This window comes from Pseudomonadota bacterium (assembly GCA_030859565.1).
Lineage (GTDB): Bacteria > Pseudomonadota > Gammaproteobacteria > JACCXJ01 > JACCXJ01 > USCg-Taylor.
On the sequence record JALZJW010000191.1, the window covers coordinates 1 to 5,395 of the forward strand.

At 57.0% G+C, this 5,395-nt stretch carries 8 protein-coding genes; 5 read left to right on the forward strand and 3 right to left on the reverse strand.

Features of this window, described 5'->3' with window-relative positions; all coding sequences use genetic code 11:
* Window positions 1-224, reverse strand: a 224-nt coding sequence (locus tag M3436_18850) for a DUF2191 domain-containing protein (GenBank protein ID MDQ3566056.1), incomplete at its 3' end; no start/stop codon positions are given.
* Window positions 225-365: 141 nt separating this feature from the next.
* Here M3436_18850 and M3436_18855 point away from each other — a divergent pair.
* The 5 genes from M3436_18855 (at window position 366) to M3436_18875 (ending at window position 4,377) form a co-directional block, all read left to right on the forward strand.
* Window positions 366-632: a hypothetical protein gene (locus M3436_18855; GenBank protein ID MDQ3566057.1), complete on the forward strand. Its 267-nt coding sequence runs from the start codon at window positions 366-368 to the stop codon at window positions 630-632.
* Window positions 620-928 (forward strand): hypothetical protein, encoded by a 309-nt coding sequence (locus M3436_18860; protein MDQ3566058.1) that lies wholly within the window; start codon window positions 620-622, stop codon window positions 926-928. The genes M3436_18855 and M3436_18860 overlap by 13 nt, the downstream gene beginning before the upstream one ends.
* A gap of 575 nt (window positions 929-1,503) precedes the next feature.
* Window positions 1,504-2,691, forward strand: coding sequence for a hypothetical protein (locus M3436_18865; protein MDQ3566059.1), 1,188 nt, complete (start codon window positions 1,504-1,506; stop codon window positions 2,689-2,691).
* Window positions 2,692-2,733: 42 nt separating this feature from the next.
* Entirely contained in the window at window positions 2,734-3,138 is a 405-nt protein-coding gene (locus M3436_18870) for a hypothetical protein (GenBank protein ID MDQ3566060.1), read from the forward strand.
* Between the two features lie 135 nt (window positions 3,139-3,273).
* Entirely contained in the window at window positions 3,274-4,377 is a 1,104-nt protein-coding gene (locus M3436_18875; GenBank protein ID MDQ3566061.1) for a hypothetical protein, read from the forward strand.
* A gap of 275 nt (window positions 4,378-4,652) precedes the next feature.
* Here M3436_18875 and M3436_18880 read toward each other — a convergent pair whose 3' ends face one another.
* Window positions 4,653-4,961, reverse strand: a complete 309-nt coding sequence (locus M3436_18880; protein ID MDQ3566062.1) for a type II toxin-antitoxin system RelE/ParE family toxin — start codon at window positions 4,959-4,961, stop codon at window positions 4,653-4,655.
* On the reverse strand, window positions 4,954-5,223 hold the full coding sequence (locus M3436_18885) for a type II toxin-antitoxin system Phd/YefM family antitoxin (protein MDQ3566063.1): 270 nt from the start codon (window positions 5,221-5,223) through the stop codon (window positions 4,954-4,956). The genes M3436_18880 and M3436_18885 overlap by 8 nt, the downstream gene beginning before the upstream one ends.
* Window positions 5,224-5,395 lie beyond the last annotated feature (172 nt).

Below are 5,395 nucleotides of genomic sequence, written 5' to 3' on the forward strand. Positions count from 1 at the left end.
CGGTCCTGCAGATCGCTCGATCGGTTCAGGTCGACGCCCGGCAACGTACCGCCCGACGCTTTGGAGATCGGCAGTTGCACTCGCGTTCGTCTCGCCGCCCTTGATTCGGCCAGCATGGTCTTTAAGCCCTCTTCGATCAGCGAGGTTAGAGTTCGCCCTTGCTCGGCGGCCTTCTTCTTGGCCCTGTGCAGTAGATCGTCTGAAAGTCGGATCGTCGTTCTCATATGTCAAAGAATACGTTGCTGGCATCGATATGTCAATGAAATCGGAGCGGACACATGATGTAGGTCTTAACCATCGGTCGCCCGCTAAGCGAGGCGGAGTGGGACTGGCTCGATGCACAGCTCGATCTGGCCGCCTTGGGCGTGCAGAGGCACACACCGGCGCTCTGGCTGCGCGCGCCGTTTACACTGTGCCGGGGCGAGCAGCGGCTCGACCTGCGCGCGGTCCCCGATTGCACCGCACTCACGCCCGCCACGATCCAACGCTGCATCGCCATCGAAGGCGCTATTCGGCATTGGCGCGTGGTGGAGAACCGCACGAGCTTTGAACGCGTCGCCCGCGAGCACGGTTGGAGGATGCCGTGCTGCGGGTGCCCGGTTTTGCTCCGAGCTGGTGGTTGGAAAGCGTAGAGCATCTCATTACACTCCTGCCCGCCGCGGCCCGGATCGCCTGCGATCCCGATCCCGCCGGGATCGAGATCGCGCTACAGGCCGGCCGGCTTTGGGAAGACGTTCGGCTCGCCTGGGAGCCCTGGTGTATGGACGTTCAAACTCTGGCGGCGCTCCCCGGCGCGAGGCCGCTCGAAAGTAGCGACCGCGAGCGCTTGCAGCGGCTCCGGCAACGGCCCCTACCGGCGGTCTTAGGAGAGCTCGCCGAGTGGATGCTTGCTCATAACCGCAAGGGCGAGCAGGAGGGCGTATTGTGAGAGACCTGTTGCAATAGCGTTCTGTAACTCAAATAAGCCAGAAAATACAGTCGGCGTTGAAAACCCGGTTCGTCATTCCCGCGGAAGCGGGAATCCAGCGCCGGCCTATGCTCTGCATGGATTCCGGCTCGCGTTCGCTGCGCGGACTTGGCCGGAATGACGGGTCTGTGTTATGCGGCGTGTTTCTGTGACACTCCACTAGCGCGTAAATATATACCGGCGAATAGTTCTCAGATGAATCCGACCGTGTTACGCGAGCGCGTATAGGAGTTCCCAGATGCGGTGGCAGCGCGCCCCCTTTGTACAATTTCCCTCCTCATCAAGGCCTTTCGAGCCTTGCCGACATCCCCGCTACGATATAATACGGCGCCGACGCCGCCCGCCTCAACCCCCTACGACCCGCCGCCTATCCAGGGCAAGACCGCGACGAAGCCTGTGCTAAGTACTTGATGCACCGTGTGCTACACTTTGCAAGTGGGCTGGCCGCCGCCTAGCGGGACGACGGATCGGCCTTCTATATCATGTTAGCCGGCTTAAGTGAGGAGCGACTGCCGCTCAAACGCGAAGAATGCTGAATGGAAGTCTTCAGCCACATCAATGAGCTCGGACAAGACGGTTGGCCAACACTGAGGACGCTTGTGCTGGCTGCGCCTCGTGTGGTTCTCTGGAGCCTCTCGATGTCGTACCTTGACGAATGCAGACAGCACGATCCCTCTCTTCCAGGATCCGAAGAAATTCTATGGTATGTGGACAATGGCTACATTCAGATAAACGCCCGCGAGTGGTGGTTGCGAAATACCGAGCGTCGGCAGAAACATCCTTGGACACATACGCGAACCTGGACTGGCTTCGACGCCGCGATCCGAGAGCGGTGGGAGGAAGATGCGCGACTGGGGCGAACTCGTGCTACGGCGCGAGTTCTCGCGGCGGAGGATGAAGAAGGCTGGGACTGGGCAGATGGTCAGCTCGCCAGCGGCGCCTTCGACGTCGATAAATTAAACGCTCAGGCCGTCGACCTCCTCCCTGGATACCGCGAAAAAGCAGCTCGTCTTGGGGGCCACCGCGAGGCCGCTCGATCGCTACTTCGGGATGCCAAGAATCACGGTGATGTATTTCGCTTCTCGCATGCGGATCGAAACTATGGCTCCCCAGCCGACGAGATGCTTGCGACAATAATCTTGACCAACGTACGCCATGATTCCGTCTCCAGCGTGCCCTATCTTCGGACGTCGTCGCAGATAGAACGGTTGGTAACCGCCATCCACGCCACCCTTGAAAGGCTCGGAGATGCGGTACCACGAGCGAGCACCAGCGACGAGGCGTTTGATCGGACGAAGACGCTATTGTCCAACGAAGAGGAGTTACAGAGACTGCGCTATTGGGTCACGGACTGCGACATGCTCGCTGGGCATCTTGGCGAGGATGATCTTGCCGGCGAGATCGCACATAGGCTATTTCGTGCAATCGAGCAACATTCGCCGAAGTACCGCCTCTTGGATTACTTCATCCCAAGATCGCCGATTCAGACAATTGCGACCATAGGAGGTCTAGGTTTAGGCATTTGCGGCCTTATGATCGGTTCCCCGCTCGCCCCAATCTCGCTTGTCATGCTAGGGCTCCGGCCAGCTGAGGTTACCTTCAAGAAACTGGGGCTGATGCGAGAGGACTATACCGGCGAGCGATGGCCGCTTTACGTGGCTGATAAGGACGGCGCACCACGGCGCCATACCAGAGAGGCCGTGCTCCATGCACTACAGAAGTAACGCATGGGGCTGAGTCACCCAAAGAACGAACGGATTACCAGGATGAGTCGCGGCGTCAGAATCTCGAGGCTAAACGACCGCGGTGACGAACGCGGATCGAGCTTCGGTCTTGCCCGTGCTTCATCCGAGTTCGAGCTTAATGTAAGAGACATTCATGTCATGACAGTTCTTCCCGGACACGTCAGGGGAAATCACTTTCACACAGAAAAGACTGAAGTACTGATCGTCTACCACCGAGACCGGTGGACTGTCAATTGGGACACCGGACTGGACACCTTGGTGCAGCGGAGCGAGGTCGAGGGTGTTGGCGTAGTGGTCGTCGAGATTCCGCCCGGTTGTTCACATACGATCAGAAACGATGGGCTTTACGACCTAGTGGTTGTTGGACTTTCAAGCCACGTTTACGACTCTCGGCATCCGGACGTCGTCCGACGAGATCTCATGTAGACACGGAAGCATTCTCGTGATGCCGCACCGGCTAACCCGTGGTTGGACCCGACGACGATCCGCATCGGGGTAAGGGCAGCTTGCGCGGTTGTGCCTGCGGGTCGTCGCGGGTCAACCGCATTTCGTTAGAGCACTATGGTGATATTCGATTTTATTACAGACGAAGCGTTTCGGGCGTCGCTTGAGACGGACCATAAGGAAATGCTTGGATGCCGAGAAACGGCGGCGTGGAAATCGGTACACGTTCTTGCGGGAAGTATTATCGAGGCAGTCCTAATCGACCACCTGATCGCGGAAGGTCACGTCGCACGCGAATCCGCCCTCAAAATGGATCTTGGAAACGCGATCGAACTCGCACGGGGGCATAGAATCATTTCCGACAGATCGGCCGCCCTCTCGACCGTGATAAAAGACTACAGAAATCTGATTCATCCTGGACGTGCGATTCGCACTTCTGAGACTGTTAGTCGAAGCTCCGCAGATGTAGCTTCGTCACTGGTCGAAATTATTCTAGATGAGATCGAAAAGCGGAAACGCTCAAATTATGGGTACACTGCCGAACAACTGGTTGCCAAGGTCGAGCGAGACTCTTCGGCTGAAGCAATTCTTCCTCACCTTCTCAAAGAGGTGAATGCTGTCGAAATCGAACGACTACTTATAAAGGTACTTCCAGACCGATATCTTTCAATTTCGGTGCGCGATGATCCATTCGATCACTTACCCGCTCATGTGCTTCCGGGGTTTATTGCCCTTTTTCGAGGGGCGCTAGACATCGCGACAGACCCAGTGAAAGTCAAGGTCGCAAAACGTTTCGTGACGATCTTGAAAGAGGAAGCCGACACAATTGTATTCTCTTACGGAACCGCGTTCTTCAGGTTATCTGATCTGTGTCATGTCTCTCCAGATGAGGCGCTACTGGTCAAAGAGCACTATTTTGGTCGTCTCAAAGACGGTGTGACTAGAGAGTTGATCATCGCACTGGACGGTATTGGCACGTATCTAAAGAATGAGGAAGTGCTGCGGTTTGTGGATCCTCTGGTACGAGCAATATGCTTCGGCCAGTCTGGAGATGTAAAGGGTTACGCCCGCGATCGCCTAAGTGATGAATACATGCGTATGGGAGGTAACCGCATAGTCACACGGTTCGACGACTGGAGTAATATGTTCCGTTCCAGGGGTAATGAGGAAATGGCTACCGTTGTAGAGGACTTGAAGGCATCTATGGATATTCCCTTTTAGGGCGCTCTAAGGATGTGCTCCACCGCATCGTCGCCCGCTTGCGGTTCTGACTGAAGCCGAAACCTACGGTCGCGCGGGAGGCCGAGGTTGATGACATCGTAGCCCGTGTAGGTCGGAACCGTCTTTTCGGGTTCCGACGCATGGGTAGCATGGGGAGCTCCGATGAACCGCATGGCTTTGTGCGATCAATCGGCGCCATCGGGTGATTGGACGCTGCTTTGTCGGAACCCGTGGAGCCGGTTCCGACCTACAATGTGGCTATGTCGAACTATGCGCTACGGGCCCGGAAGGGTAGGCTTTTTGGTGATCAGCCGGTACGTCTCTTCGTAGATCCGCTCACGTGAGCCGATCGCGACCAGTTCGACCACACGACCCGCCGCGATGCGATAGACGATACGAAATCGCCCCACGCGGAAACTCCGCAGGCCGTCAAGCTCATCCTTGAGCGCTTTGCCGCACAACGGATTGGAGAGCATCCGCTCAAGCGCGCTGCGGACCTTCTTCTTGATCTGTGGGTGTAACCACCGATAAGGGCGGTAATCCGGGGCGGTGCACGGAGTCGATGGCGCACCGGTCTTAGTCACCGCCAGTGAAAAGTTCCTCTAGGGTATAAAGCTTAGCCTTCTTGCTCTTCAGGGCCGCAAGCCCGGCCCTGATTTCGCTCATCAAAGCGGGGTCGCGATGAATGGCAAGGGTCTCTTTCCAGCTTTCGTGCTCGCTGGGGCTGACCAGCACGGCGGCAGGACGGCCATTCTTGGTGATAACGACCTCTTCGTCGGTGGACAGGACCTCGTCCACCAGACCGCTCAGCTTGGTCTTGACCTCGGATAGCGGGAGTGTTTTCATGCTTGGGATCCTCGATAATCGGTTGACCATAATTCTGACCAATCTACGTCGCGCTGCGCCGAGTGTCAACGCTACTTGACCGATCTTCATTGGGCAGCGCGCGACCTGCCCGGTAATCCGTTCGATCTGCGACATTTGGTCGCATGTGCAAGACCCGCTCGTGCCTTAGAAT